The 24,885-nt window shown below is 65.9% G+C and carries 25 protein-coding genes and 1 pseudogene; 13 read left to right on the top strand and 13 right to left on the bottom strand.

The genetic code is table 11. From position 1 onward, the window contains the following. Positions 1–13 precede the first annotated feature (13 nt). The 5 genes from mutS to VGV07_RS06090 form a co-directional block, all read right to left on the bottom strand. Entirely contained in the window at positions 14–2,686 is a 2,673-nt protein-coding gene (gene mutS, locus VGV07_RS06070; RefSeq protein ID WP_326867796.1) for a DNA mismatch repair protein MutS, read from the bottom strand. A 240-nt stretch (positions 2,687–2,926) separates the two neighbouring features. Further along, positions 2,927–4,555 carry a glycoside hydrolase family 43 protein gene (locus VGV07_RS06075; RefSeq protein WP_326867797.1) on the bottom strand — a complete coding sequence of 543 codons (1,629 nt, stop codon included), beginning with the start codon at positions 4,553–4,555 and terminating at the stop codon, positions 2,927–2,929. 198 nt (positions 4,556–4,753) lie between these two features. Next, entirely contained in the window at positions 4,754–6,061 is a 1,308-nt protein-coding gene (gene xylA / locus VGV07_RS06080) for a xylose isomerase (RefSeq protein WP_326867798.1), read from the bottom strand. Continuing rightward, the gene (gene xylB, locus VGV07_RS06085; protein WP_326867799.1) at positions 6,058–7,521 is read right to left on the bottom strand and encodes a xylulokinase; all 1,464 of its coding nucleotides are present in this window, start codon (positions 7,519–7,521) and stop codon (positions 6,058–6,060) included. Before xylB ends, xylA begins: the two co-directional genes overlap by 4 nt. Before the next feature lie 68 nt (positions 7,522–7,589). Then, the gene (locus tag VGV07_RS06090) at positions 7,590–8,624 is read right to left on the bottom strand and encodes a LacI family DNA-binding transcriptional regulator (RefSeq protein ID WP_326867800.1); all 1,035 of its coding nucleotides are present in this window, start codon (positions 8,622–8,624) and stop codon (positions 7,590–7,592) included. An 88-nt stretch (positions 8,625–8,712) separates the two neighbouring features. Between VGV07_RS06090 and VGV07_RS06095 the strand changes: the two genes are divergently transcribed. Together VGV07_RS06095 and VGV07_RS06100 are read left to right on the top strand one after the other, a co-directional pair. Continuing rightward, positions 8,713–9,714, top strand: a complete 1,002-nt coding sequence (locus VGV07_RS06095; protein WP_326867801.1) for an aldose epimerase family protein — start codon at positions 8,713–8,715, stop codon at positions 9,712–9,714. Then, positions 9,714–10,247, top strand: a complete 534-nt coding sequence (locus tag VGV07_RS06100) for a DUF1697 domain-containing protein (RefSeq protein WP_326867802.1) — start codon at positions 9,714–9,716, stop codon at positions 10,245–10,247. Before VGV07_RS06095 ends, VGV07_RS06100 begins: the two co-directional genes overlap by 1 nt. Positions 10,248–10,438: 191 nt before the next feature. Here the strand turns inward: VGV07_RS06100 and plsY are convergent, their stop codons facing one another. Next, entirely contained in the window at positions 10,439–11,101 is a 663-nt protein-coding gene (plsY, locus tag VGV07_RS06105; protein ID WP_326867862.1) for a glycerol-3-phosphate 1-O-acyltransferase PlsY, read from the bottom strand. A 149-nt stretch (positions 11,102–11,250) separates the two neighbouring features. Between plsY and VGV07_RS06110 the strand changes: the two genes are divergently transcribed. From VGV07_RS06110 to VGV07_RS06120, 3 genes are all read left to right on the top strand, one after another. Continuing rightward, a complete protein-coding gene (locus VGV07_RS06110) occupies positions 11,251–12,378 on the top strand; it encodes an epoxide hydrolase (RefSeq protein WP_326867803.1) in 1,128 nt (375 codons plus the stop codon). A gap of 101 nt (positions 12,379–12,479) precedes the next feature. Next, positions 12,480–13,190, top strand: coding sequence for a YafY family protein (locus tag VGV07_RS06115; RefSeq protein WP_326867804.1), 711 nt, complete (start codon positions 12,480–12,482; stop codon positions 13,188–13,190). Positions 13,191–13,363: 173 nt separating this feature from the next. Continuing rightward, positions 13,364–14,593, top strand: a complete 1,230-nt coding sequence (locus VGV07_RS06120; RefSeq protein WP_326867805.1) for an epoxide hydrolase — start codon at positions 13,364–13,366, stop codon at positions 14,591–14,593. A 122-nt stretch (positions 14,594–14,715) separates the two neighbouring features. Here VGV07_RS06120 and VGV07_RS06125 read toward each other — a convergent pair whose 3' ends face one another. Genes VGV07_RS06125 through VGV07_RS06140 form a run of 4 tightly spaced genes read right to left on the bottom strand, consistent with a single transcriptional unit; the run spans position 14,716 to position 16,845 of the window. Further along, on the bottom strand, positions 14,716–15,162 hold the full coding sequence (locus tag VGV07_RS06125) for an SRPBCC domain-containing protein (RefSeq protein WP_326867806.1): 447 nt from the start codon (positions 15,160–15,162) through the stop codon (positions 14,716–14,718). 50 nt (positions 15,163–15,212) lie between these two features. Next, positions 15,213–15,848 (bottom strand): DUF1294 domain-containing protein, encoded by a 636-nt coding sequence (locus VGV07_RS06130; protein WP_326867807.1) that lies wholly within the window; start codon positions 15,846–15,848, stop codon positions 15,213–15,215. Between the two features lie 2 nt (positions 15,849–15,850). Beyond that, positions 15,851–16,387, bottom strand: a complete 537-nt coding sequence (locus VGV07_RS06135; RefSeq protein WP_326867863.1) for a DinB family protein — start codon at positions 16,385–16,387, stop codon at positions 15,851–15,853. A 17-nt stretch (positions 16,388–16,404) separates the two neighbouring features. Further along, the gene (locus VGV07_RS06140; RefSeq protein ID WP_326867808.1) at positions 16,405–16,845 is read right to left on the bottom strand and encodes a MarR family winged helix-turn-helix transcriptional regulator; all 441 of its coding nucleotides are present in this window, start codon (positions 16,843–16,845) and stop codon (positions 16,405–16,407) included. A gap of 226 nt (positions 16,846–17,071) precedes the next feature. On the opposite strand from VGV07_RS06140, the gene VGV07_RS06145 reads away from it, so the two are divergent. Further along, on the top strand, positions 17,072–17,638 hold the full coding sequence (locus VGV07_RS06145; protein WP_326867809.1) for a hypothetical protein: 567 nt from the start codon (positions 17,072–17,074) through the stop codon (positions 17,636–17,638). Positions 17,639–17,680: 42 nt separating this feature from the next. On the opposite strand, the gene VGV07_RS06150 is transcribed toward VGV07_RS06145, so the two are convergent. Further along, entirely contained in the window at positions 17,681–18,154 is a 474-nt protein-coding gene (locus tag VGV07_RS06150; RefSeq protein ID WP_326867810.1) for a MarR family winged helix-turn-helix transcriptional regulator, read from the bottom strand. Between the two features lie 123 nt (positions 18,155–18,277). Here VGV07_RS06150 and VGV07_RS06155 point away from each other — a divergent pair, with 123 nt between their 5' ends. The 3 genes and pseudogenes from VGV07_RS06155 to VGV07_RS06165 form a co-directional block, all read left to right on the top strand. Further along, on the top strand, positions 18,278–18,826 hold the full coding sequence (locus VGV07_RS06155) for a hypothetical protein (protein WP_326867811.1): 549 nt from the start codon (positions 18,278–18,280) through the stop codon (positions 18,824–18,826). Between the two features lie 141 nt (positions 18,827–18,967). Continuing rightward, positions 18,968–19,468, top strand: coding sequence for a hypothetical protein (locus VGV07_RS06160; protein ID WP_326867812.1), 501 nt, complete (start codon positions 18,968–18,970; stop codon positions 19,466–19,468). A gap of 55 nt (positions 19,469–19,523) precedes the next feature. After that, positions 19,524–19,643 (top strand): annotated as a pseudogene (locus VGV07_RS06165) (phytanoyl-CoA dioxygenase); the annotation flags it as partial. A 74-nt stretch (positions 19,644–19,717) separates the two neighbouring features. On the opposite strand, the gene VGV07_RS06170 reads toward VGV07_RS06165, so the two are convergent. Then, positions 19,718–20,098, bottom strand: a complete 381-nt coding sequence (locus tag VGV07_RS06170; protein WP_326867813.1) for a chlorophyllide reductase — start codon at positions 20,096–20,098, stop codon at positions 19,718–19,720. 110 nt (positions 20,099–20,208) lie between these two features. On the opposite strand from VGV07_RS06170, the gene VGV07_RS06175 reads away from it, so the two are divergent. From VGV07_RS06175 to cfa, 4 genes are all read left to right on the top strand, one after another. After that, complete coding sequence (locus tag VGV07_RS06175) at positions 20,209–20,766, top strand: hypothetical protein (RefSeq protein ID WP_326867814.1); 558 nt, start codon at positions 20,209–20,211, stop codon at positions 20,764–20,766. After that, positions 20,766–20,993, top strand: a complete 228-nt coding sequence (locus VGV07_RS06180) for a helix-turn-helix transcriptional regulator (RefSeq protein WP_326867815.1) — start codon at positions 20,766–20,768, stop codon at positions 20,991–20,993. The genes VGV07_RS06175 and VGV07_RS06180 overlap by 1 nt, the downstream gene beginning before the upstream one ends. Positions 20,994–21,047: 54 nt before the next feature. Next, positions 21,048–21,962: an esterase gene (locus VGV07_RS06185; RefSeq protein WP_326867816.1), complete on the top strand. Its 915-nt coding sequence runs from the start codon at positions 21,048–21,050 to the stop codon at positions 21,960–21,962. 124 nt (positions 21,963–22,086) lie between these two features. Then, the gene (gene cfa, locus VGV07_RS06190; RefSeq protein ID WP_326867817.1) at positions 22,087–23,202 is read left to right on the top strand and encodes a cyclopropane fatty acyl phospholipid synthase; all 1,116 of its coding nucleotides are present in this window, start codon (positions 22,087–22,089) and stop codon (positions 23,200–23,202) included. A gap of 78 nt (positions 23,203–23,280) precedes the next feature. On the opposite strand, the gene VGV07_RS06195 is transcribed toward cfa, so the two are convergent. Then, positions 23,281–24,801 (bottom strand): YifB family Mg chelatase-like AAA ATPase, encoded by a 1,521-nt coding sequence (locus VGV07_RS06195; protein WP_326867818.1) that lies wholly within the window; start codon positions 24,799–24,801, stop codon positions 23,281–23,283. Between the last annotated feature and the right edge of the window lie 84 nt (positions 24,802–24,885).

Consider the following 24,885-nt stretch of genomic DNA (forward strand, 5'->3'; position numbering starts at 1 on the left):
TCGCGGTCGGGCGTCAATTTCGGCGAGCTGCATCGCGGATTTTCTTAAGCTCGTAGATCAGGTCGATGGCCGCGCGGGGCGTAAGGTCGTCGGGGCGCACCTGATCGAGCATGTCATGGATGGGATTAACGGCCGCCTTCGTGGGCGGTTGATGCGCAAAGAGCGGCAGATCGTCTAGCACGACGGCTTTTCCGCCGGAAGAGCGCTGTTCGAGCACGCCCAGCACCTGGCGGGCCCGGGCCAGCACCGATTCTGGCAGGCCCGCGAGTTTCGCCACCTGGATGCCGTAGCTGCGATCGGCCGCGCCGTCGGCCACTTCGTGCAGGAACACCACTTCCCCCTCCCACTCGCGCACCTTCATGGTGTGGTTGGAGACACGCGAGAGGGTCTTCGAGAGTGCCGTCATCTCATGGAAGTGCGTCGCGAACAGGGCGCGGCAGCCGGTCTGGTCGTGCAGCGCTTCAACGGCCGCCCAGGCGATGGAGAGCCCATCGAAGGTGGCGGTACCGCGGCCGATCTCGTCGAGGATGACGAGCGAGCGCTGCGTGGCGCGGTTGAGGATGGCGGCAGTTTCGACCATCTCGACCATGAAGGTCGAGCGGCCGCCGCCGATATCGTCACTGGCGCCGACGCGCGAGAATACCCGGTCGACAACGCCGATATGCGCTGCCGACGCTGGTACGTAGCTGCCCATCTGCGCAAGGATGGCGATCAGCGCGTTCTGCCTGAGGAAGGTGGATTTACCGCCCATGTTCGGGCCGGTGACCAGCCACAGCGCCCCGCCGGTGAGATCGCAGCCATTCTCGACGAACACCTCGTGCTGGGCTCGCACATTGCTTTCGACCACCGGATGCCGGCCGCCTTCGATGTAGAAGGCGAGGCTGTCGTCGATGGTCGGACGGCAGAAATTGCGGGTCATCGCCAGTTGCGCCAGCGCCGCCGCGACATCGAGTTCGGCCAGCGCATCGGCAATGGCGCGGAGCCGGGTGTTCTCGGCGGCGACGGCATCGGCTAGCCGGGTGAAGATCGTCGCCTCGATGGCGAGCGAGGCGTCATGCGCCTTGGCGATGCGCCCCTCGAGCTCGGCCAGCTCAGCGGTGGTGAAGCGCATGGCATTGGCCATGGTCTGGCGGTGGATGAAGGTGTCGCGATGCGGCGCTTCGAGCAGTTTCCCGCCATGCCCGGCGGGCACCTCGACGAAATAGCCGAGCACGCCGTTATGGCGGATCTTCAACGACTTGACGTCGGTCTCGTCGATCAGCCGAGCCTGCAGCGCCGCGACCACGGCGCGGGTTTCCGACGCCAGCGCCCGCTCCGCATCGAGCGGTGCATCATAGCCGCGTTTGACGAAGCCGCCGTCGCGAGCGAGCGGCGGTGGTTCCTCGTCGATCGCCGCCGCCAGCTCTGCCGCAAGCGCCGCCGGCGCATCGGCGAGGCGAGCCGCGATCGACCGGAGTTCGGCCGGCGGCCGATCGAGCGTTAGGAGGCGCTCCGCGAGCGCAATGGCGGCAGCAATGGCGCCGCCCGTGGCGCGGAGGTCCCGCGGGCCACCGCGGCCCAGCGCCAACCGGGTCAGCGCCCGGGTCAGGTCGGGCACCGACTTCAGCTCGCCACGCAGCCGCTGGTTGAGGAGGCCATCCGCGACGAGGCACTCGACCGCATCGAGCCGGGCATTGATCTGGTTCGCGTCGCAAAGCGGCGCCGCCAGCCGGCGGGCAAGGAGGCGCGAGCCGGGCGGGGTGACGGCGAGGTCGATCTCGTGCCGGAGCGAACCCTTCTCCTGGCCGCGTTGCGTTTCGAGCAGCTCGAGCGACACGCGGGTTGCGGCGTCGATTGCCATGTGGGCGCTGAGTCGCTCGGCCGCGGGTGGGCGGAGCGCCACCGGCACACCCTTCTGGCTGTCCCTGATATAGTCGAGCAGCGCCCCCAGTGCCGCACGCCCGGCGCGCGAATAGGCGGTGGGGTCGACTTCGCCGGCGGGGAAGGCGGCGGCAATCCGCTTGCTGGCGAGTTCGCTGTCGAAGGCCCCGGTATCGAGGTTGACCAGCGCCGCGTCGGGCAACGGGACTTTGGCGCTGGACAGTGTGGCGAGTGTGGCTTCGGTGAGCAGCAGCTCCGCCGGGGCAATGCGCGCCAGTTCATCGCCGAGCGCGATGGCCGAGACGTCGAGCACCGCGACCTCGCCGGTCGAGACATCGGCCCAGGCCAGGGCGAAATCGGTTTCGCCGTGCCGCACCATGCTCAGCGCCGCGAGATAAGCCGAGCCGCGCGTTGGCAGCAGGTCATCCTCGGTGATGGTGCCGCGTGTGACGAGACGCACCACGTCGCGCTTTACCGGCGATTTCGAACCGCGCTTTTTGGCTTCCGCCGGGTCTTCCACCTGCTCGCAGATGGCGACGCGATGGCCCAGCCCGATCAGTTTCTTGAGGTAGTCCTGCGCCGCATGGATCGGCACGCCGCACATCGGGATGTCCTGTCCCTGGTGCTTGCCGCGTTTGGTGAGGACGATGCCGAGCGCCTGGCTGGCGATCTCGGCGTCCTCGAAGAACATCTCGTAGAAGTCGCCCATCCGGTAGAACAGCAGGTACCCCGGGTTGACCGCCTTGATCTCGAGGAACTGCGACATCATCGGCGTGATGGGCGCGCTCTCGACGGCACTCGGGGCAGAATAGGGCGCTTGGTCCATCGGCTCGGCAGCAAGTACAGGGAGGCCGGGACGTTAGGGGGTTTGGGGGGAGCGGGCAACTGAGTCGGGGGCGCGGTCCACAGTGAGGAGCCGGCGCGAGCTGACCCCCACCCTTGATCCCTCCCCCTAAGAAGGGGGCGGGAGACGACAGCCTCGATGTCCGTGAGAGGGTCTCCCTCCCCTTCTTCAGGGGGAGGGGACAGGGGTGGGGGTCAGCCCGCACCGGCCCCGCAGCGACCCTCAATACCGATCGCTCGGATCCCGCACCGGCCGATACACGAAATCCGAGAACACCGCTTCCTTCGCCGTCCCATTCAGATCCGATGCCGCCATGCCGACGAATGCCCCGGTAAAGCTGCCATGCTCGGCATGGCCTCCGCATTCGTCGGAGAGGAGCGATGCATCGAGCGTGCCGCCGACCGGCTGCCAGTTGCCGGCGGCCCTGGCATCGCCCGCCGCGTAGAAGAACTGCAGTTTCGGCCCGCGGATCTCGATCTTCAAACGCACCGGGCCGTCCTGCGGTAACGGCACCGGGGCGGCGGGATAGCTGAGCTTGCCATCCGGATGGCTGGCGAGCGAGCTCATGATCAAGAGCTCCCGCTTGCCATCCGAATGCGCGGTGACGGTCAGGTAGTGGAAATTGTAGCGGCCATAATAGCCGGTTATCCCGGCAAACTGCCGCTCATCGACGGGTGCGAAATCGAGCGTCACTTCGGCATCGTAGGAAAAATGCGTTTGCCGCCTGGCGACCAGCGCCTGCTCGAACCAGCTGCCGATCGACTCGCGCCCGAACAGCGTCAGCTTGTTGTCGCCGAGCTTGAAGATGCGCTCGGTGTCGGGGGTGCGGAGCCACTGGAAATCCGGGTGCAGCGTCTCGAACGCGTAGCGCTGCTCGGCCCAGTAGCCGCTGTCGTCGCGCGTGCCGGGGATCTCCACCTCGAGCGACGGCACCGGGCCGTTCTTCACCCACAGCCAGTCATCGGCGCCCCAATAGGCCTCCTGGATGCCGGTCTCGCGGCCGAGCACGCAGCGGCGCTTCTGCGTTGTCGGCCGACCCATCAGGTGCACGAGGAAGGTCTTGCCGTCGGGCGTCTCGACGATATCGCCATGCCCGGCGCGCTGCACCGGGTTGAGCGGCGCATCCTTGGCGGTGAGGATGTGCTTGATCGGATGCGTCTCGTACGGCCCGTCGATGTTGCGCGAGCGCGCGAAGGTGACGGCATGTTCGTATCCGGTGCCGCCTTCGGCGGTCAGCAGGTAATACCAGGGCCGCCCGTCCTTGCCACGGCGCTTGTAGAGATGCGGGCCCTCGACCAGCTTCAGGTCGGTCCCCTGGTAGATGTTCTTGATCGGCCCGACGAGCTTTCGCTGCTGATGGTCGTATTCCTGCAGCGCGATGCCGGCGAACAGCAGCGGCCGGGTCCTATGGTCCCATAGCATGTTGACGAACCACTTGCGGCCGTCGGTGTCGTGGAACAGCGAGGGGTCGAACCCCGAGGAGTTCATGTAGACCGGGTCGGACCACGGCCCTTCGATCGAAGGCGCGGTGACGAGGTAGTTGTGCGCGTCCTTGAACGAGCCGTCCTTGCGCTTCACGTCGGTGTAGATGAGGAAGAACTGCTCGCCGTCATGGCTGAGGCAGGGCGCCCACACGCCGCACGAATCCGGATCGCCACGCATATCGAGCTGCGACTTGCGGCTCAGCGGCCGGGTCACCAGCTCCCAGTTGGCCAGATCCTTCGAATGATGGATCTGGACCCCGGGGTACCACTCGAAGGTGGAGGTGGCGATGTAATAGTCATCGCCGACCCTGAGGATCGAGGGATCGGGGTTGAAGCCGGGGAGGATCGGATTGCGGATTGTGGGCATGTTCGTACTCGGGTGTTTCAGTCAGGATCACCTCCCCCTCGACGGGGGAGGTAGCAAAGCTTGGCCGAAGGCCTAGCGGCGCTGGGTGGGGGTGAGAGGCGGGCACAGCGCGACGCTCCCCCCACCACGGCTACGCTAGGTCGCTTGCGCTCCCGAGCTGCGCCACCCTCCCCGCAAGGGGGAGGGTGAGGCTGGGGCTCACACGAACCGGTTCACCAGGTTCTCGAGATATTCCTGCTGGCCGGAGCGGGGTTCGGGGTTGATGTTGTCGGCTTCCACCCACTGGGCGATCTGCTCGAGCGTGCGTTCGCCCTTCAGCATCGCGGCGGCGCCCTTCTCGTTCCAGCCGGCGTAGCGGACGTCCTGTGCCTTGTCGAAGGTGCCGTCCTCGATCATGGCGGCGGCCGCCTTGAGGCCGCGAGCCAGCACATCGAGCCCGCCGACATGGCCATAGAGCAGATCGACCGGTTCGATCGACTGGCGCCGGACCTTGGCGTCGAAATTGAAGCCGCCCTTGCCCAGGCCGCCGGCCTTGAGGATCTGGTAGAATGCCAGCGCCATCTCGCCGGGGTTGTTGGGGAATTGGTCGGTGTCCCAGCCCGACTGCAGATCGTTGCGGTTGGCATCGACCGAGCCGAGAATGCCGAGCCCGCCGGCCACCGCCAGTTCGTGCTCGAAGCTATGGCCGGCGAGGAAGGCGTGGCCGACTTCGATGTTGACCTTGACCTCCTTCTCGAGGCCGTAGGTCTTCAAGAACCCGTACACCGTTGCGACGTCGTAGTCGTACTGATGCTTGGTCGGCTCCTGCGGCTTGGGCTCGATCAGCAGCTGCCCCTTGAAGCCGATCTTCTTGGCATGCTCGATGACCAGCGACAGGAAGCGCGCCGCCTGGTCCTGCTCCTGCTTGATGCGGGTATTGAGCAGTGTCTCGTAGCCCTCGCGGCCGCCCCACAACACATAGTTGGCGCCACCCAGCTCATGGGTGATCTCCAGCATCTCCTTCACCTGCCCGGCCGCATAGGCGAACACATAGGGGTCGGGGTTGGTGGCGGCGCCCGCCATATAGCGGCGGTTGCTGAACAGGTTCGCGGTGCCCCACAGCAGCCTGGTGCGCGAGCTCTGCATCTTCTTGGCGAAGATGTCGGTGATGGTCCTGAGGTTCTTGTTGCTCTCCTTCAGCGTCGCGCCCTCGGGGGCGACGTCGGCGTCGTGGAAGCAGTAGAACGGCGCATCGAGCAGGTCGAACAGTTCGAAGGCGACATCGGCCTTGATCTTGGCGCCCTCGAGGCCCTTGTCGTACCACGGCCGGTCGAAGCTGCGGCCGCCGAACGGGTCGCCGCCTTCCCAGGCGAAGGTATGCCAGTAGGCAACCGCCGGCCGGATGTGATCTTCCATCCGCTTGCCCAGCACCAGTTCGTCCTTGTTGTAGAACCGGTAGGCGAGCGGGTTGCTGGACGCCGGTCCTTCGAACTTGACGGGCTTCAGTCCCTTGAAGAAATCAGTCACTTACGGGCCTCCTCGATGGCGGGGTAGAGGGCGCGGTAGCGCGCATATTGCTCGGCATAGGCAGTCTTCAGGCCGGCGTCGGGTTTGATCACCCGCTTGATCGCCGGCATGGTCATGATCTCGGCGGGGTCGGCGCCCTCGGCGGCGCAGAGCCCCAGCCGGGCGACGCCCAACGCACCGCCGAAATCGCCGTCTTCCGGCAGCGCGATCTCGGCATCGAGATTGGTGGCGATGAGCTTCAGCCACAGCTCGGATTTCGAACCGCCGCCGACAGCGAGCAACTGGCCCATTTCGGTGCCGGCGTCCTTGAGCACGCGCTGGCAATCGCGAAAGGCAAAGGCGACGCCTTCCATCACTGCCTGCGCGAGCAGCGCCGCATCGGTGGAGTGGCTGAGGCCGGCAAAGCTGCCGCGCGCCGCGGCATTGTTGTGCGGGGTGCGTTCGCCCGAGAGATAGGGCAGGAAAATCTCCTCGCCCGGTCCCTTGAACCCGGCCTCGGCGGCGCCGGCGAGCTTTGCCGGGTCCTGGCCGGTGATCTTTGCCAGCCAGTTGAGGCTGTCGGTGGCAGAGAGGATCACCCCCATCTGGTGCCAGGTGTCGGGGATCGCGTGGCAGAACGCGTGTACTGCGCCCTGGGTGTTGGGACGGAAGCGATCGTTCGAAACGAACAGCACGCCGGAGGTACCGAGCGATACGAAACCTTCGCCCGGCTGGATGGCGCCGATGCCGCAGGCCGCCGCGGCATTGTCACCGGCGCCGCCGGCCACCACGACATCATCGGCCATGCCCCAGCGGCTGGCGAACTCGCGCTTCAGCTTCGCGGAGGCGGCGGAGCCTTCAACCAGTTGCGGCATGTGCGAGCGATTGAGGCCGGTGAGCGCCAGGAGTTCGTCCGACCAGTCGCGCTGGCCCACATCGAGCCACAGCGTGCCCGAGGCGTCCGACATTTCCTCGATATGCTCGCCGGTCAGCAGCAGCCGGATATAGGCCTTGGGCAAGAGCACCTTGGCGATCCTTGAATAGATCTCCGGCTCGTGCTTCCGGACCCAGGCGATCTTGGGGGCTGTGAAACCCGGCATGGCGATATTGCCGGCGATGTCGCGCAGGCGCGGCAGCGCCGCTTCCATTTCGGCGCATTCGGCGGCCGAGCGGCCGTCGTTCCAGAGGATGCAGGGGCGCAGCACCTGGTCGTTCTTGTCGAGCAGCGTCGCGCCATGCATGTGGCCCGAAAGCCCGATGCCGCGGACTTTCGCCATCTCCGCCGGATGCGCCTTCGACAGCTTGTCGATCGCCTCGAGCGTGGCGTTCCACCAGTCGGCCGGGTTCTGCTCGGACCAGCCCGGATGCGGGCGGGTCGGCTCGACCGCTTTGGCGGTGGCTTCGCCGAGCGGCTGCCCGGCCCGGTCGATGAGCAGCGCCTTGACGCCGGACGTGCCGATATCGATGCCGAGATAAGTCATGAGGCACGTACCTCAAGACTGCGCATACGCAACATGCCGTAGTCCTCCCGGGGCGTCGTTATGATGGATTACCCTCTGGGGAGATTGTCGCGCAGATAGAGACCGATTTCAATGGGGGCGGGGCGCCGCTCGACATCCTGCCCCAGCGCCAGGGCGCGGGCCACGGCGAGCGCCGCGGCGATTTCGCCATCCGGGTTCTGGTCGATCACCACGTCGATGGCGCCGCTGGCGAGTCCGATGCGGGTCGCTTCGGTCAGTTCGTGCGCCACGACGCGCACCTTGCCGGTCTTGCCGCTGCGCTCCAGCGCCCTGAGCAACCCGGCATAGCCACCCCCCATGTTGTAGATGCCGGTGAGCGGTTGCTTCAGCAGTTCGATCGCCGCAGCCTCGGTTTTCAGGTCATCGTCAAAACCCTCGTACGGACCGACGATTTCGTGGCCGGGGAACTCGGTGCGCAGCACCGCCTCAAAACCCTCGCGGCGCTGGTGGTGGTCGGCGAGGCTGAGCGAGCCGGCGATGAGACCGATCCCACCTGCCGGGCAGAAGCGGCCGATGAGCGAGGCGGCAGTGCGCCCTGCCGCGACATTGTCGATGCCGACGAAATGCCGGCGGGCCGAGCCGGGCAGGTCGGAAACCAGCGTCACCACTGCGATGCCGCGGCGCGACGCCTGGTCGATGGCGCGGCGCACCTTGTCGTCTTCGGTGGCAACCACCACCGCACAGTCGCAGCTTTTGGGGTCGAGGCCACCGAGTGCGCTCGCCAGTGCCGTCGGATCAAAGGCATGCACCAGTCTGGTGGTGATCGAGATGCGCTCGCCCTTGGTGGTGCGGGCGCGTCGGGCAATGGCGTCGACCAGTCCCAGCATGAATTCATTGCGGCCATCGGGAATCAGGAAGGTGACGCCGAGGTCGCGCGCCCGCGCCAGCAGTGACGCCGACAGGTCGCGCCGGAAGTCGAGCGCCTTGATCGCCTCGGCCACCTTGTCGGCGGTTTCGGTACGCACGCCGGGCCGGCCGTTGAGCACGCGATCCACCGTCGCCAGCGACACGCCGGCCTCGCGCGCCACGTCGTGCACGGTGGCCCGCCGCTTCACTTCGTCCATCGCCTCCCCCTCCCCAGTTTCCGCTCAGACTTCCGCTTGGTGACGATTGCGGTTATCAACCCGTCGCACGAAAGAGGAGATAACGGCAATGAGCGTCGCGGTGGAAGAGTTCGGCAGCTTCGATGGCAAGCGGGTCGAGCAGTTCAAGCTGAAAAGCGCCACCGGGGTCGAAGTCGACATCATTTCGTGGGGCGTAGTGGTGCGCGATTGGCGCGTGCCGGTCGCCGGCGGCCTCCGCTCGGTGGTGCTCGGCTACGACAAATTCGACAGCTATCCCGCCCATTCGCCCTATTTCGGCTCGCTTGCCGGCCGCGTCGCCAACCGCATCAAGGATGCGAAGTTCACCCTCGACGGCACGACCTATCAATTGAAGACCAACTTCGTCGGCCACACCCTGCATGGTGGGCCCGAGGGCATCGGCCGATTGGTTTGGGATGGCGAGGCCGACAGCTCCAACAATGCCGTGCGCTTCACCCTTGATTCGCCCGATGGCGCCATGGGCTTTCCCGGCAATGTGAAATTCACCGCCACCTACACGCTGACCGGCAACCGGCTACGGCTGGACTTGAGCGCCACGGCCGACCGCCGCACCCCGATCAACGTGGTGCAGCATCAGTACTTCAACCTCGGCACCGGCGCCGATGCGCTCGACCACAGCTTCAAGATCGATGCGGCCGCTTACACCGAACTCGGCGGCCCGCTGATCCCCACCGGCGCCATCCTGCCGGTCGATGGCACCATCTGGGATTTCCGCCAGGGGCGCACCATGCGCGACGCTGCCGGCAAGCCGATCGACTATGACGGTAACGTGGTGCTCAATACCGACCGTCGCTTCGAGGATCCGGTGGCCGTGGTCACCGGGCCGGATAAGTTGCTGACGCTGAAGCTCTATTCCGACCGGCCGGGTCTGCAGGTCTACAACTCGGTGACCACCGATGTCAGCGCCGAGGGCAAGCACTACGGCAACCATTGCGGTTTCTGCCTCGAAGACCAGGATCTGCCGGATGCGGTGAACCACCCGCACTTCCCCTCGACCATCTATGGGCCGGGCCGCGACTACAGCCACCGCGTCGATATCGAGATCGCCTGATGGCGGCCTACGTCGCCCTGATTCGCGCAATCGGCCCGGTGACGCATGCCAAAATGAAGATGGCGGCGCTGCGCGATGCCTGCGCCGCCGCCGGCCTCGACGATGTCTCGACCATCGGCAATACCGGAAACATCATCCTTCGTTCCCCTCAGACGCTCGTCGCGGTGCGGAAGCTCGTCCAGGGTGCGGTCGATAGTTTCGGTCTCGGCCCGGCCAACGAGGTGTTCGTGGTCAAGCCGAAGGATATGGCCGCGGTGGTTGCGGCCAACCCGTTCCCCGAGGTGGCGGCCGAGCGCCCGCACGAACTCGGCATCTGCTCCTTCCACAAAGCCCCCGACTGGACGCCGCTCGGCGGTTGGGACGGGCCGGAACTCCTGGCGACGGTCGGCGCCCAGCTGATCGTCGCTTATCCCAAGGGCATCAGCACGACGAAACTCAACATCGAAAAGCGCCTCGGCGCCCGCATGACGCAGCGCAACTGGACGGTGTTCGCCGGCCTTGCCACCAAGGGTGCGGCGCTGGCGAAGACCTGAGCTCAGGCGTTTCATGTTCGGACGAGCCGCCCGCGGTGTCATCCCCGCGAGTGAGAGCCGATGGGTCGTCCTAATGGCGCGCCGTGGTCGTGCTGACACACTGAAATCACCCCAACCACGATGACAGCCGGTGGGTGTGTCTAGCGCCGAGCCCGAGCAGTTTCGCCGGTGCAGCCCAATCGTGGAGTGCTCTAGGGGCCCGCCTTCGACGACTGCCCCAGCCGCGGCTCGGTGCCGGCCAGCAGCCGCCGGATATTCGCCCGATGCCGCACGATCACATAGATGCCGCCGGCGATCACCAGCAGGCGAGTGGGTAGCGGTTGCTCGAGCACGAGGACCAGGGCGATCGCCGCCGACGACGCCAGCACCGAGCTGAGCGAGACGATTCGCGACGCGGCCAGCGCTACGCCGAACACCGCCAGCGCGCCGAGGCCGACTGGCCATGACAGCGCCAGCAACACGCCCAGGCCCGTCGCCACGGATTTGCCGCCGGTGAAACCGAGCCAGATCGAGCGGCTATGCCCCAGCAACGCGGCAAGGCCGGCAAAGCAGATGGCCCAGGGCAGCAGGCTGGTTCGCTCGAGATCGGCCGCCACCGCAACCGATGACAGCCATTGCGTCAGCCAGCCGGCAAACGTGACGGCCGCCGCGCCTTTCAGCACATCCAGTGCGAGCACCGCCGCGGCCGGCCCTTTGCCCAGTATGCGCAACACGTTGGTGGCGCCGGTCGATCCCGAGCCGTGCTGCCGGATGTCGATGCCCTTGAGCAGCTTTCCCGCAAGATAGCCGGAGGGGGTTGCGCCCAGGAGATAGGCGACCGCCAATCCGGCGGCGCTCGCCACCCAGAAAACCATCTGATCCACTGCGACGCTCCAGTTCGGCGCCATCATCGCCGTTTGCCCGCCTCCAGCGCAACAGCTCCGGCCAGCGCGCAGACTGCTGACACCATCTGGCAGCAGGCATCAGGCATTCGTCTTTGGGCACCCAATGTGGAGACGACTGCATGACCCCGTTCACCATCGCCATTGCCGACACTGAAATTGCCGAACTCAGGAGCCGGCTGCAGCACGCCCGCTTTCCCGATGAAGTCGAGGATGCCGGCTGGGACTATGGCACCAGCCTCGCCTTCCTTCGCCGCTTCGTCGCTTACTGGGGGACTGAGTTCGATTGGCGCGCTGCCGAGGCGCGACTCAATCGCACCCCCCAGTTCACCGATCTGGTCGATGGCGAGACGGTGCATTTCGTCCACGTGCGCGGCAAGGGCGCCAGCCCGGTGCCGCTGCTTCTCGCCAATGGCTGGCCAAGCAATTTCGTCGAGCTGCTGCCGCTGGTCGACCGGCTGACCGCCGAGACCGACGGTGTGTCGTTCGACGTGATCATCCCTTCGCTGCCCGGCTACGGCTTTTCCAGCCGGCCCCGGAAGAAGGGCATGAACCTGACGCAGATCGGGCATCTTTGGGCCGAACTCATGGGGCAACTCGGCTATTCCCGTTTCCTCGTGTCGGGCTCGGATCTCGGCGGCGGCGCAGTGCTGGGGCTGGTGCGTCACTACCCGGAGCGCCTTCTCGGCGCACATTACTGCAACGTGTTTTCTGGGTATCCGCGGCCGCCTGAGCTTACGGCGGAGGAAGTCGAGTACTTCAAGCGGGTCGACTACTCCGGCTTCGCCGAGGGCGCCTACGCGCTGCTGCACGGTACCAAGCCGACCTCGCTGGCGGTGGGGCTCAACGATTCGCCCGCCGGCCTTGCGGCGTGGATCATCGAGAAGTTCCACCACTGGGGCGATACCGGTGGCGATGTCGAGAGCGTCTTCCCATTCGAGACGCTGGCGACGCTGCTCTCGGTTTACTGGTTCACCGAAACGATCGGCTCCTCGGTCCGGCTCTACAAGGAAGCCTTCGCCGATCAGGAACTGCTCGCGCCCATGCCGACGCACGGCGTGTTGCAAGGCGTGCTGGTACCCGCCGAAAGCGACCTGCCGGCGCCGCGCGCCTGGGGTGAAAGGAATCTCCAGAACCTCATTCATTGGAACGACGCGCGGCAGGGCGGGCATTTTCCGGCGCTGGAGGTGCCTGACGTGCTGGCCGGTGACATCCGGGCGTTCCATCGGGAAATCACCCGACGCAGCTAGCGCTCGAGTGGGGTGGCCGTCAGCGCGGCCACCGCTCACGCTTCGCATGGTGCGGCAGGCCAAAAAACTGGCTAGAACCAGGGACCTCGGGAGATGCTTGCTTGGATAAGACTGAACGCCTGTTTGCCGTCATGGATGCGCTGCGCCGCCACCGCCGCCCGGTTACGGCAGCCGCGCTGGCAGAGGAGCAGGGGGTCTCCGTCCGCACGCTTTATCGCGACGTGCAGACGCTTATCGGGCTGGGCGCGCCGATCGATGGCGAGGCCGGAGTGGGCTATATGCTGAGGCCGGGCTTCTTCCTGCCGCCGCTGATGTTCACCCCCGAGGAACTTGAGGCACTGGTGCTGGGCGGCCGCTGGGTAGAGGCGCAGCCTGATGCAGGCCTTGCCGGTGCGGCGAAAAACGCCCTCGCCAAGATCGCCACCGCCTCGCCCGACGACCTGCGCGACCGCATCAAGGATACCGGGCTCTGGCCGGTGCTGATGCGCGGCCCGCAAGAGCCGACCCCGGTGCTCGGGCTGGTCCGTGCCGCCATGCGCAACGAGAAGGCACTGCATATCGGTTACGCCGACGAGAGCGGCAGGCAGTCCGAGCGCGACATCTGGCCGGTGCAGCTCGCCTATTACGAAGGCAAGCAGATCGTCGCCGGCTGGTGCTGCATGCGCGAAGCCTTCCGCAACTTCCGCACCGACCGTATCGTCTCGGCCGCCGAAACCGAGCAACGTTACGGCCGCCGCCGCCTGCAACTCGCCAGGGAATGGCGGGAGGAATGGGCGCGACGGCACCCGGACTGGGCGAGCCAGCCGGGCTGAGGTCCCGGCGTGTGGACGACCCTGGCCGTGACCTCCAAAAATCCCCGCCCAGAGCGGGGACTTTGCTTTCGTAACAACCGGATAACGCTGCTGCCACGCCCTGTCAGCAGGGTAGGCGGAAGGTCTCCTCAGACGCCGGGCCATGGTGGTCCCGCGTGACTGAGGAGCCGACGATGACCGATCTGGATCGCAGGAGCTTTTTGAAGGCCGCAGCTGCGGCGGCAGTCGTCCCGGCGCTCGGCGCCTTGGTTTCCCATGCAACCGGAGCAGACGAAATGACCATCACCCCGTTCAAGGTTCAGGTGTCCGACGACGAGATCGCTGACCTCAGGGAGCGCCTGACTATGGCGCGCTGGCCGCATGCCACCACCACCGACTGGAGCCGCGGGCAGCCTGTGGCCTTCATCAGGGAGCTGGCCGACCAGTGGCTGAACCAGTTCGATTGGCGCGCCTGGGAGGCGCGGCTCAATGCCTATCCGCAATTCCGCACCGAGATCGACGGCCAGACCATCCACTTCCTCCACATCAAGTCGAAGGAACCCAACGCCTTCCCGTTGATCCTTACCCACGGCTGGCCCTCGACCGTCCTCGAGTTCTTCGAGGTGATCGGGCCGCTGAGCGACCCGCGGGCGCACGGCCTCGACCCGGCGCTGGCCTTCGACCTGGTGATCCCCTCGCTCCCCGGCTACGGCTGGTCGACACCGCTTGCCGAGCCGGGCTGGGATACTGCCAAAGTGGCGAAGACTTGGGACGCCTTGATGAAGCGCCTCGGCTATACCCGTTACGGCGCGCAGGGCGGCGACATAGGCTCGCTCGTCGGCAAGGAGCTCGGCATTCTCGCGCCCGACGGCCTCGTCGGTACCCACCTGCAGCAGATCTTCGCCTTCCCGACCGGCGCCGCGGGCGAGATGGAGAAGCTCAGTGCCTTCGAGAAGGAAGGCTTCGCCAACCTCGACAAGTTCTCGAAATACAACGGCTATCAGGACATCCAGTCCAAGCGCCCCGGCACGCTCGGTTATGGCCTCGTCGATTCGCCGATCGGACAACTGGCCTGGAATACCGAGCTGTTCTTCGGCTTCGAAGGCGAGGGCGTGCAGTATGTCGATCGCGACCGGTACCTCGCGCACGTCTCGATCTATTGGTTCACCGCCTCGGGCGGCTCCGCCGGCAATATCTATCTCGAGGACGTGCGCTCCGGCTCCGGCTACCGCGAAGCCCGCAACGACACGCCGACCGGCGTCGCGGTGTTCCCTTGGGATTTCCGCTCGGTCAGAAGTTTTGCCGAGCGCGCCAACAACATCGTGCACTGGACCGAAATGCCCACCGGCGGCCACTTCGCCGCTACCGACGCGCCCGACCTCCTGGTCGAGGACATCAGGACGTTCTTCGGCAAGCTGATCTAGAGCTCGCGCGCCGGCCGTCGGCGTCCCTCCCCATGGGGAGGGACTGAGGGGGGTAGTTCTGTGATCACCGATTGACCCCCACTCCCTGCCCTCGAGGGGGAGGGGAGCAGGTCTGCCCGCCCTTACTGCCTCAGGACCGCTGCCAGCCGGTCGATATTCTCGTCATTGGAGCGGCTGACCAGCTCTCGCGCCGCGCGCTGCGCCTCGGCGCTCTCGAACGTCATTCCGAGCGAGAACAGCGTCTTGCCACCTGGCGCCGGCCTGAAGCTCAGCGTGATATACTTGCCGGAGTTGTGCTCGTATTCGACGCGGGAGTCCGGCTCGATGACGGTGAAGCGGGCCTCGTTGTCATGGTCGCGGCCGTCCGGATTGTGCAGCGTATGCCGCCAGATGCCGCCGACGCGAAAATCGAAGGCATGGATGGTGTCGCGAAACCCCTTGGGTCCCCACCAGCACGACAGCACCTGTGGATCGGCGAAGGCGGCGAACACCGCCGTCGGAGGGGCGTTCAGCACGCGGCTGGTGACGATATCGAACCGGTGATCGGGCGCGGGCGCAAGATCGTCCATGGCGGACCTCACTTAAGTCGCAGCTTTAGTAATTGCCGATGCCGTCACAGTCAACCGCTAGGCAGGATATCGGCGAGTGTCCACCACCCGAGGCCGAGGCTCGCCAGCACCGCAAGGTGCATGATGGCGATCAGCACGGTCACCGCGACAAAGCCCTGCTTGCTGGTCTTGTGGCGGAGCAGCTGCTGCGCGACAAGCCCACCGGCAATGCCGCCGATCGCGTCGATGAGATGGAGGCTTTTCTCTGTCACCCGCCACCGGTCCGCTTCGGCCGCCCGCTTGTCGAACCAGTAGACCGCGATGCTGACCGCCCCCAGCACCAGGTATGCGATGGGCAGCCAGACGGGCACTCGACCAAGTAGGTAATCGGCGAGGCCGAGCGCCACGATGCTGCCGGCTGCTACCCCACGCCCGCCAATGCTCGGTGCGGTGGGTGTTGGGGCGCCGCGTCGCCTCGCTTCCACGTTGAGCGGGTTGGCTCCGGCGATCTTCACCTCCTTGGCAGCCGGCCGCCCGTCGATGCCGCGCCCGAGCGTGAAGGATACGCGATCGCCGGCACGGGGTCGCGTCGCGATCCGGCCGATGTCGCTGATATGGACGAAGCTGCGTCTGCCATCGTCGCCGGCGATGAAGCCGAAGCCGCGCTCATCGTTCCATTGCACCAGTTCGCCATTGTGCCGAGCCACCGCTACGCCCCGAGCTCGGCTTCGCTCCAGCCGAGAGCCGCCATGTCGTCGATCCGGTCGCGGAAATCGCTGGCGGTGAGGAACTCGTCGAGCTGCGGCGGTTTCACCGAGCTGCCGGCCAGCATGGCATGCACCTGGCCGCGGTGGTGGGTCTGGTGCATGAACAGGTGTAGCAGCAGGTCGTCGGTGCGCTCCACCTGGATGCGGCCGGTGCGGTGCACCCGGGTCTCGGCGGCGAGCCGCGCATCGGTGAGGCCGGTGCAGAAAGCGAGGAGGCGCTGGTCGACAGCGAACTGCGCTGCCGCCAGCGGACCGATGGCGTCGAACGGCTCCTCCGGATCCCAGGCTTTTGGCCCCAGTGTGCCGCCCTCCAGCGCATCGACGTAGAACCAGTCGATGGTGAGGATGTGATTGAGAGTCATCTTCAAGGTCGGAAAGAAGCTCGTGCGCACCGCCTCGAACTCGCCGGGCTGCAGCCCGAGGCAGGCGGTGAGTAGCCGGTGGTTGGCGAGCCGGTTGTTCTGCGCCAGTTTGCGCATGATGCGGGTGGCAATGGTCACGGTTCTTTCCTCTTCGCGTCGCCTGCCGGGTCGCCGCCAGATACTGAAGAAAGCCCGCGGGACCGCATTTCGTCAAACACCCGATTGAACATCTCGCCGACCTCGCCGCCGATGGCGGCCAGCGCAACGTTGCCCTCATCGACGCGCTGGCGGCTGATGGCATCGATCAGCTGACGACCGGCCTGGCTCAAGCGCAGGACTTTGGCACGCCGATCGGTGGCGACCTCCTCCCGGATGAACATCCCCCGCTGCACCATTTCGCTGGCGAGGCGGCTGGCACTGGGCAGCGGCAGCGCCAGCACTTCGGCGAGCTCTCCAATCCGCATTTCCTGCTTCTGGTCCAGCACGTGCAGAGCCGCCAGCTGCCTGAGCGACATGTCCTGGGTGCTGAGGCTGCGGGCCATGGCCGCAAGCAGATGAGTGAACATCGCCCGCATGTAGAGTTCCAGCGGGCTGGCGAGCTGGTCGACCGGCTCGATGGACTTTGATTTCATATGGACAATACTTTCAAATATGCAACTATTGTGAACGCGTACTGAATGTTGCCCTCAAAGCCGGTTCAGTGGAAGCCCGTCATAAGGCCGCCGTCCAGTCATCCACCGGGAATGCTGGACCGGTGACCGCAGAACCGGCGCCGTTTTCCTCCCGGCACAGGAGACAACAATGACCTTCGTGAAATCCACGAGCCTTGCGATCGCAGCAATCCTCGTCAGCACCAGCCTCGCCGGCGCCGGCGGCCTCCATATTCCGGGTCTTGGCGACTCGGGTTCGAGCAGCCACTCGGGCGGCGACGTTTTTGAGCAGGCGCGGCCTCATAGCGACCCTCCCGATTTCGACAGGATCTTCAACCCGCAGCCCGAGATCACCGTCAAGAAGGAGGTGTTCAAGGCGCTCAATCCGCCGCTGGAGCAGATCGACATGGGCGTCCGCGACGGTGGCAAGCCGGCTCCGGGCAAGACGCAGCTCGACGCCAGGGTGAAGTTCGGCGCGGTGCTTACCTGCGTCGTCTCAGGCACGCCGAGCGAGTTTCCGGACGATATCCGCATCGCCAATTCCGGTGTGGTGGCGCTGCCGGCCGGCACCGCCATCAAGTGGCAGGCGGCCGGGCTTGGCGGCGTGGCGAGCCTCGGCAAGACGCTGCAGCCGGGCAAGGCGCTCAAGCTCAGCAACGTGCTGCCGGGCGGTGTCGAAGCCGGCACCGTCTGCTCGGCCAAGGCCATCGGGCTTTGACAGCAACCGGGGAGCCCCGCCGGCTTGGGTCGGCCGGGTTCCTCAACCGGGCTTTCCCGGCGCGCGCGTCAGGCCGGCCTCGAACATCGCCACGAACAGCCGATTGAAGTTCTCGGTGACTTCGCCCTCGAGCCCCGCCATCGTCAGCGGCGCTTCGAGGGCGCGCTGCTTCGACATCCGTTCGATCAGCGCACTGCCGGCCGGGCTGATGGTCAGCACCTTGGCCCGCCGATCGACGGCGTCCTCGCGCCTGACCACCAGTCCGCGATCGACCAGATCGGCCACCACTTTGCTGGCTCCGGACAATTGCATCGCCAGCGCCTCGGCAACGTCGCTGACCCGCAGTTCGCCCCGCTGTTCCAGCAAATGCAGCGCTGCCACCTGCGCGAGGCTGAGATTATCGTTCCGCAGCGCCCGCGCCATCGACAGCATGATCGAGGTGAACATGACCCGTTCGTACTGCTCCAGCGGGCTGCCGGTTTCGACCGTGAAGGCAGATACAGTCGGATCGGACATTATTTCCACATGGACGCAATTATGAACCGGACCTAAATCCTGCGCTCAACTGCGGTTCAAGCCAAGGGGGCGATATGGCGCGGCATTGAAGCCGGCTTCCGCCGCGCACAGGAAAGAACCGAAATGAACACCCTGACCAAGCTCACCACCCTCGCCCTCGCAGCTGTCGTGCTCAGCAGCGGCCTCGCAACTGCCGGTAGCATTTTCGATCGCGAGGACCGCAATGAGACCACCCACGACGTCTTCAACGATGTCATCGACTCGATCGGTGACCGCGATGTCGACATCGAGATCCGGCATTCCGAGATGGTCGATGCCGATATCGACGGCCTTGCCCGCCTGGTTGACCCGCACGTCATCACCCACCCGGGCGTCAATGATGCCGTCCTGTACCACCCCAAGCAAACCAAGCAGATGAAGCTTGCCCTGCGGCAGGGGCTGCTGGTGCTCAGTTGCATTGCCGGCGGCGACGACGTGCGCCTGGCCAACGCCGGCGACATCGATCTGCCGGCCGGCACCAGGCTCGCCTGGAAGGTCAAGGCCACCGGAGACAAGGGGACGGCCCGGCTGACCAGCGGTCTCGAGGCAGGCGAAAGCGTCCGGCTCGCCGACGTGCTCGATGGCACTGTTGCCAAGGGCACCAACTGCTCGGCCAAAGTAGCCGGACTTTGACCCACGGCGAGGTCCCGGTCGTTCGCCGGGACCTCAGCCCGTGAACTTCGCCTGAACATGCTGCTCAATCCGGGTTCAAGCCGCGGCAGCGATACGGCGCCCAAAGACGCGGCAACCCCTGCCGCTCCAAGGGAAATCCCAATGCACAACATGAACTGCATCGCCCTCGTGGCGATGACCACGCTGTTGCTCGGCACCGGCGTTGCTTCGGCCTACGATCCGATCGGCGGCCTCAATAGCCAGATCAGTCCTTCGCCGCAGGACAGCATCAACGATGCGGTGATGCCGACGACCCAGGATCATATCAACCGGGCGGTCCTCACCAACCCCGAGGCCGGCCTCAACGACGCAGTGCTCAGCGGCGCCGTGCGCAGCGGCGCAAAGCTGCGGTCGGCGGTACGGAACGGCAGCCTCGCCCTCGATTGTCGCGTCGGCGGCGCCGATCTGCTGGTCGCCAATGTCGGCACCATCGATATTCCGGCCGGCACCAAGCTGCGCTGGAGCGTCAAGCGCTATGGCGCCCAAGGCTATGTTCAGCTCAAGCGCGGCCTTCAGGTCGGTGCGGATGTGCGCGTTGCCGACGTGCTCGACGGGGTCGGCGCCGCCGGCGCGCCGTGCTCGGTCAAGCCGACCGGGCTTTAGCGGCGCCCGGTAGAGATTCTCTGCCCGGACTGCCGCGGCGTGTGGCGCGAAACTCGACCACCCCAGGCGCGACGCCTTTCCGGGCGACCCGCGCGACTGGGAGAAAAGACACGCAACGAGGGCAAAACTGACCGAGTTGGGCGAGAAGCTGCTGGGCCTGTGCAGCTCGGGTTGAGGCGGAGCCCAGGTGCAGAGGCCTCCGAGTAGAGTCTGACGAGGCGGCAGGCGACTGCCGCCTCGTTCGTTTGTTCAGCGGCAGCCAGCGATGCTGACCAGGGCGTTGATCAGCAGTGGCGTCGCCGCGGTCTCCCCCCAGCTCTTGGCGCTGGGGGCGCCATTGCTCAGCACGTCGCGCACCAGCGCCGCGTCGAGTGCCATCGGCTTGGAACAGGTGACATAGGGTTTGCCCTTGGCGTCGGTGGCGTTGAGCAGCACGCCGGCCGATTCACCGACGCCGCCCAGGTAGGCGTAGAGCAGTTGACCGGCATGTTTGTCGGTATTGGCGCGGTCGAGCATTTCCATCACCTGTGCCACCGAGATCTGTCCTTTCGAGGTGCTTGACGTGGCGGCCATCGCCGGCGCAGCGGCGACGAGCAGCAGGGCGAGGAGAGGCAAACGGATACGAGACATGCGAGGCTCCTGTTGAAAAGCGAACGGCGAGCTTGTTACACAGCGATTTCTTATTGCGCAACGATAATTTGTTGCTGTATGATATGGATAGTGACGCAAAGGAGCGCCCCATGCCGCAGCCAATTGCCCGAGATGCAATGCGCCAGAAGCGCATTGCCACCCTCAGCGGGGTAACGCGCATCGCTGCGCTGGTCATTGCGGCGGTGCTGCCGCTGGCCGGTCTGCTCTATTGGGGGTTTGCACCTGCCGGGACCCTGGCGGGCGCTGCTTTGGTGCCGGCAACCTGGTTGGCCGAGTTCGGATTGGCTCAGCGGTTGCTCGCGACAGTCCTGGCCTTGCTGCCGGTCCTGCCCCTCAGTTGGGGTCTGCTGCGGCTAGCGGCGGCGCTCTCGGCCTTCCGTCAGGGCCATCCGTTTGGCCTCGCCGCCGCCACCGGGATGCGGGACTTCGCCATTGGTGTCTTCGCCTGCACGGTGCTGAAACTGATCACGGGGGCACTGCTGAGCGTGGTGCTGAGCTGGAATGCACCCGCCGGGCAGAAGCAGCTGGCGATCTCGGTCAGTTCCGACATGCTGCTGATGCTGCTCGTCGGCGCTGTGCTGACCCTCGTCGGCTGGGCGCTGGCCGAGGCCGCCGCCATTGCCGAAGAAAACGCGCAGTTCATCTGATGCCGATCAAGGTCAACCTCGCCGTGCTGCTGGCCGAACGCGGCATCAAGTCCAAGGATCTGGCGGAGTTCGTCGGCATCACCGAAGCCAACCTGTCGCTATTGCGGCAGGGCAAGGTGAAGGGCATGCGCTTCGATACGCTCGAAGCGATCTGTACCTATTTGAAATGCGAGCCGGGCGACCTGCTGAAGTTCGTCCCGGGCGAGGTGGAGGAGCCCAAACCTTAGGGTTTGCCTCCGGCCCCTGACTCGGCTTTTCTTCCGCCCGACGAGGAGACACCGATGAAACTTCTGCACACCACGCTCGGGCCGAAGCGGGCCGATGAACTGGGCATGATCCTGCCGCACGAGCACGTGTTCGTTGATCTCAGGACACCTGATCAGCCTGGTTACGCCGAGGCCGATCCCGCCGATGTGGTGCGGCTGATGGGCCCTGAGATCGAGGCGATCAAGGCGCGCGGCATCACCGCGCTGGTCGAATGTTCGACCGGCGGCGTCGGCCTCAGGGTCGATATCGATCTCGCAGTCAGCCGGGCCACCGGCCTGCCGATCGTCGTCCCCACCGGCAACTATCGCGAGCCGTGGATCCCCGACTGGGTGCGCGATGCCGATGAGGCCGAACTCGAGACCCGGATGTACAGCGACCTTGCCGAAGGAGTCGGCGACACCGGGGTGAAGGCCGCCTGGATCAAGGTCTCGGCCGGCGACGACGGCATAACCCCGATGGAGGGCAAAATTCTCCGGGCCGCAGCGCGGGCGGCGCAGCGCACCGGCGCGGTGATCGGCAGCCACACCATCAAGGGCCGGGTGGTGATGGACCAGCTCGATATCATCGAGGCCGAGGGCTATCGGGCCGATCGCTTCATCTCGATCCACACCCAGGAAGAAACGGATTTTGGCCTCAACATCGCGGTGGCACAGCGTGGCGCCTGGATCGAATACGACCATGTCGGCCGCGCCCCCGATGCGGCGGTGAGCGAACTGATCCTCCGCGCCCTCGATGCCGGCCTCGGCTCACAACTGCTGCTCAGCCACGACCGTGGCTGGTACGATCCGGCCATTCCCGGTGGCGGTACTCCGATGCCATACACGCATCTGAGCGATGTGATGCTGCCACTGCTGCTCAGCAAAGGGGTCGACGAGGCCACCATTCGGCAACTCACCGTGGCCAACCCGTTCGCCGCGTTCGCTCGCTGACGACGGTAGCCAAACCAGTTCGACAACCCGGAAAAGCGAATGGCAGCATGGCGTTGCCGGGGCTTGCCCGGCGATCGGAGTGGCGCTAAAATTTCATTAGGATCATAACTATCGAGGTTCCGCGATGAGCGCCGGGCCAAAGTCCTATTTCACCTCCATCCTCAAAGACGCAGGCATCGAACTCGGCGGCAGCCGGCCCTTCGATGTCACCGTACATGACGACCGATTGTGGGGGCGCGCCATCAGCCACGGCACATTGGGGTTCGGCGAAGCTTACATGGATGGCTGGTTCGACACCGATGCGCTCGACCAGTTCATCTACAAGCTGCTCGAATACGACATCTACGCCCACCTCAAACCCGATCTCGGGCTGGCCCTGAGCTTCGTGCGCGGCAAGCTGCTCAACCTGCAACGCTCGCGGGTAGCCGAGGTCGGAGAGCGGCACTACGACATCGGCAACGACCTCTACGCGGCGATGCTCGACAAGCGGATGATCTATTCTTGCGGCTACTGGGCCGAGGCGACGACGCTCGACGCGGCGCAGGAGGCCAAGCTCGACCTGATCTGTAAGAAAGTCGGGCTCGAGCCGGGGATGAAAATCCTCGACATCGGCTCGGGCTGGGGCGGCTTTCTGAAGTTCGCCGCCGAACGCTATGGCGTCGAAGGCGTCGGCATCACCATCTCGAAGGAACAGGCGGCCTTTGCCGAGGCCAACAAGGGATCGCTGCCGATCGAGACGCGGCTGATGGACTACATGGCGCTCGAGGGCCAGTTCGACCGGGTGATCTCCATCGGCATGTTCGAGCATGTCGGCTACAAGAACTACGACGCCTACCTGCGCAAGATCCGCTCGCTGCTCGCGCCCGACGGGCTGTTCCTGCTCCACACCATCGGCAACAACTTCACCTCGACGCACGGCGATCCGTGGACCGAAAAGTATATCTTTCCCAACGGCATGCTGCCCTCGATCAAACAGATCGCCGCCGCCAGCGAGCGGGTGTTCGTGATGGAGGACTGGCACAATTTTGGCGCCGACTACGACAGGACGCTGATGGCCTGGTGGGCCAATTTCGACGCCGCCTGGCCCAGCCTCCGCGAAAAGTATGGCGATCGCTTCTGGCGTATGTGGCGGTTCTACCTGCAGGTGTTCGCCGCCATGTTCCGGGCCCGCAACATCCAGTTGTGGCAACTGGTGCTGAGCCCCGGCGGGGTGCGTGGCGGCTATCGGCGGATCAGCTGAACAGCTATGGAAGGCGGCAAACTCGAGGGAACCGCTGCCGCCAGTGCTTGTGTCGCAGAACCTGACAGGCAAGCTGGCTCACCCCAGCGCCAGGTTCAGCCGATAGCTCAGTGCCTCCGCCAGATGCGGGCGGCCGACCTTGTCGGCGCCCGCGAGATCGGCGAGGGTGCGTGCCACCTTCAGCACGCGGTGGTAGGCGCGGGCCGAGAGGTTGAAGCGCTCGGCGGCCTGCAGCAGCAGGGTCTGGCCCTCCTTGTCCGGGTTGACCAGCTTTTCGATCAGCGATGGCCCGGCGGCGGCATTGGTGAAGACATCGGGATGGCCCGCCTCGATATAGCGCTGGCGCTGCCGCTCGCGCGCTGCTTCGACCCGGGCGGCGACGGCTGCGGAGGGTTCGGCGTCGGCCGGGCCGATCATGTCGGCGGCGGAAACCGCCGGCACGTCGATCCTCAGGTCGATGCGGTCGAGGAACGGACCCGACACCCGGCCCTGATAGTCGAGCGCGCAGTTATCGCCGCGCTTGCACACATGGCCGGGCGTGCCGGCGAGCCCGCATTTGCAGGGGTTCATCGCCGCAATCAGCTGGAACCGGGCGGGAAAGCTCACATGCGCATTGGCGCGGGCGATCACCGTCTCGCCGGCTTCGAGCGGTTGACGCAGGCTGTCGAGCACCGAGGGCGAGAACTCCGGCAACTCGTCGAGGAACAGCACGCCGTTATGCGCGAGGCTCGCTTCGCCCGGCCGCACCTTGAGACCGCCGCCCACCAGCGCCGCCATCGAGGCCGAATGGTGCGGGGCGCGGAACGGTCGCCGGTCGCTGAGTGCGCCACCCGCCAACTCGCCGGCGATCGACTGGATCATCGACACGTCGAGCAGTTCGCGTGGGTTGAGTGGCGGCAGGATCGAGGGCAGCCGCGCCGCCAGCATGGATTTGCCGGCGCCCGGCGGCCCGACCATCAACATGTTGTGGCCACCGGCTGCTGCGACCTCGAGCGCCCGGCGCGCCACCTGCTGGCCGCGCACTTCGCTGAGATCGGGCAGCCCCACCGTCTCCTCCCGCCGCCGCGCCACCGGCCGGCTGCAGAGCTGGAAGCCGCCGAGATGATTGACCAGCGCCAGCAGCGTTGGCGGCGCGACGATCTCGAGGTCCTCACCCGCCCAAGCCGCTTCCGGCCCCGACGCCTCGGCGCAGATGATCCCCATGTCGCGTGACAGCGCGGCGATGGCTGCCGGCAGCACTCCGGCGGTCGGCGCCAACTGGCCGTCGAGCCCGAGCTCGCCCAGCGCCAGATAGCCTTCGAGCGCATCGGAGGGAATGGCGCCGATCGCCGCCATCAGCCCGAGCGCGATCGGCAGGTCGTAGTGGCTGCCCTCCTTGGGCAGGTCGGCCGGGGCGAGGTTCACGGTGATGCGCTTGGGCGGCAGGCTGAGGCCCGAGGCATAGAGCGCCGCCCGCACCCGCTCGCCCGATTCCTTCACTGCCTTGTCGGGCAGCCCGACAAGAAAGAACTTGGGCAGACCAGGCGCGATCTGCACCTGCACATCCACCGGCACCGCCTCGATCCCCTGAAACGCCACGGTGGCGACCCGCGTGACCATCGACTACCCCCAACATCCGCGCGGCACGCTAGCAGGAGGTCTGCGGAGCAGGCAAGAACATTTAGAGAACAGAGCGCTGGATCG

Origin of the sequence: Devosia sp., assembly GCF_035944845.1 — a bacterium.
In the GTDB taxonomy this organism is placed as follows: Bacteria; Pseudomonadota; Alphaproteobacteria; order Rhizobiales; family Devosiaceae; genus Devosia_A.

Bases quoted from the DNA above. Each gene is read 5' to 3' on its own strand.
- mutS (WP_326867796.1), bottom strand. From the start codon at position 2,686: ATGGACCAAGCGCCCTATTCTGCCCCGAGTGCCGTCGAGAGCGCGCCC.
- VGV07_RS06075 (WP_326867797.1), bottom strand. From the start codon at position 4,555: ATGCCCACAATCCGCAATCCGATCCTCCCCGGCTTCAACCCCGATCCC.
- xylB (WP_326867799.1), bottom strand. From the start codon at position 7,521: ATGACTTATCTCGGCATCGATATCGGCACGTCCGGCGTCAAGGCGCTG.
- VGV07_RS06090 (WP_326867800.1), bottom strand. From the start codon at position 8,624: ATGGACGAAGTGAAGCGGCGGGCCACCGTGCACGACGTGGCGCGCGAG.
- VGV07_RS06095 (WP_326867801.1), top strand. From the start codon at position 8,713: ATGAGCGTCGCGGTGGAAGAGTTCGGCAGCTTCGATGGCAAGCGGGTC.
- VGV07_RS06100 (WP_326867802.1), top strand. From the start codon at position 9,714: ATGGCGGCCTACGTCGCCCTGATTCGCGCAATCGGCCCGGTGACGCAT.
- plsY (WP_326867862.1), bottom strand. From the start codon at position 11,101: ATGGTTTTCTGGGTGGCGAGCGCCGCCGGATTGGCGGTCGCCTATCTC.
- VGV07_RS06110 (WP_326867803.1), top strand. From the start codon at position 11,251: ATGACCCCGTTCACCATCGCCATTGCCGACACTGAAATTGCCGAACTC.
- VGV07_RS06120 (WP_326867805.1), top strand. From the start codon at position 13,364: ATGACCGATCTGGATCGCAGGAGCTTTTTGAAGGCCGCAGCTGCGGCG.
- VGV07_RS06125 (WP_326867806.1), bottom strand. From the start codon at position 15,162: ATGGACGATCTTGCGCCCGCGCCCGATCACCGGTTCGATATCGTCACC.
- VGV07_RS06135 (WP_326867863.1), bottom strand. From the start codon at position 16,387: ATGCGCAAACTGGCGCAGAACAACCGGCTCGCCAACCACCGGCTACTC.
- VGV07_RS06140 (WP_326867808.1), bottom strand. From the start codon at position 16,845: ATGCGGGCGATGTTCACTCATCTGCTTGCGGCCATGGCCCGCAGCCTC.
- VGV07_RS06145 (WP_326867809.1), top strand. From the start codon at position 17,072: ATGACCTTCGTGAAATCCACGAGCCTTGCGATCGCAGCAATCCTCGTC.
- VGV07_RS06150 (WP_326867810.1), bottom strand. From the start codon at position 18,154: ATGTCCGATCCGACTGTATCTGCCTTCACGGTCGAAACCGGCAGCCCG.
- VGV07_RS06155 (WP_326867811.1), top strand. From the start codon at position 18,278: ATGAACACCCTGACCAAGCTCACCACCCTCGCCCTCGCAGCTGTCGTG.
- VGV07_RS06160 (WP_326867812.1), top strand. From the start codon at position 18,968: ATGCACAACATGAACTGCATCGCCCTCGTGGCGATGACCACGCTGTTG.
- VGV07_RS06170 (WP_326867813.1), bottom strand. From the start codon at position 20,098: ATGTCTCGTATCCGTTTGCCTCTCCTCGCCCTGCTGCTCGTCGCCGCT.
- VGV07_RS06175 (WP_326867814.1), top strand. From the start codon at position 20,209: ATGCCGCAGCCAATTGCCCGAGATGCAATGCGCCAGAAGCGCATTGCC.
- VGV07_RS06180 (WP_326867815.1), top strand. From the start codon at position 20,766: ATGCCGATCAAGGTCAACCTCGCCGTGCTGCTGGCCGAACGCGGCATC.
- VGV07_RS06185 (WP_326867816.1), top strand. From the start codon at position 21,048: ATGAAACTTCTGCACACCACGCTCGGGCCGAAGCGGGCCGATGAACTG.
- cfa (WP_326867817.1), top strand. From the start codon at position 22,087: ATGAGCGCCGGGCCAAAGTCCTATTTCACCTCCATCCTCAAAGACGCA.
- VGV07_RS06195 (WP_326867818.1), bottom strand. From the start codon at position 24,801: ATGGTCACGCGGGTCGCCACCGTGGCGTTTCAGGGGATCGAGGCGGTG.